The sequence below is a fragment of the Alkalithermobacter paradoxus genome, assembly GCA_002029295.1.
GTDB lineage: Bacteria > Bacillota > Clostridia > Peptostreptococcales > Peptostreptococcaceae > Alkalithermobacter > Alkalithermobacter paradoxus.
The window spans coordinates 1-617 of the sequence record MZGW01000033.1 but is presented as its reverse complement, the minus strand read 5'-3'; the positions used below and the strand labels follow the sequence as shown (position 1 = coordinate 617).

The following is a 617-nucleotide window of genomic DNA, read 5'->3' as shown; positions in this document are numbered from 1 at the left end:
TTTTAAGGTAAGACCCCAAGAAGACTACTTGGTTGATAGGCTCAAGGTGTAAGCGCAGTAATGTGTTCAGCTTATGAGTACTAATAGGTCGAGGACTTGACCAAATATGCTATGCAGTTTTGAAAGTGTTATGCTTCATATTTAGTTAAAAATATTGACACATAGGACAAGGTATGTTATTATTAATATCCTGTCACATGAAAATTGGTTACTATAGCAAAGAGGATACACCTGTTCCCATTCCGAACACAGAAGTTAAGCTCTTTTGCGCCGATGGTACTTGGAGGGAAGCCTCCTGGGAGAGTAGGACGTAGCCAATTTGGTATTCCAAGGTAGCTCAATGGCGGAGCACTCGGCTGTTAACCGATAGGTTGTGGGTTCGAGTCCCACCCTTGGAGCCAATAAGCCGAGGTGGCGGAACTGGCAGACGCACAGGACTTAAAATCCTGCGGTCCTTACAGACCGTACCGGTTCGATTCCGGTCCTCGGCACCAATGGCCCATTGGTCAAGCGGTTAAGACACCGCCCTTTCACGGCGGTAACAGGGGTTCGAATCCCCTATGGGTCACCAAATATGGGATTATAGCTCAGCTGGGAGAGCACCTGCCTTACAAGCA

Annotated in this window: 3 tRNA genes and 2 rRNA genes; all 5 read left to right on the top strand. The window is 47.3% G+C overall.

The features are described from left to right. Positions 1-104: ribosomal RNA gene (locus tag CLOTH_RS10860) — 23S ribosomal RNA — on the top strand; the annotation flags it as partial. A gap of 99 nt (positions 105-203) precedes the next feature. Beyond that, positions 204-320 (top strand): 5S ribosomal RNA (gene rrf / locus CLOTH_RS10460). Positions 321-326: 6 nt separating this feature from the next. Continuing rightward, positions 327-401: transfer RNA gene (locus CLOTH_RS10455), tRNA-Asn, on the top strand. Between the two features lie 4 nt (positions 402-405). Beyond that, positions 406-494: transfer RNA gene (locus CLOTH_RS10450), tRNA-Leu, on the top strand. A 2-nt stretch (positions 495-496) separates the two neighbouring features. Next, a tRNA-Glu gene (locus tag CLOTH_RS10445) sits at positions 497-571 on the top strand. Positions 572-617 lie beyond the last annotated feature (46 nt).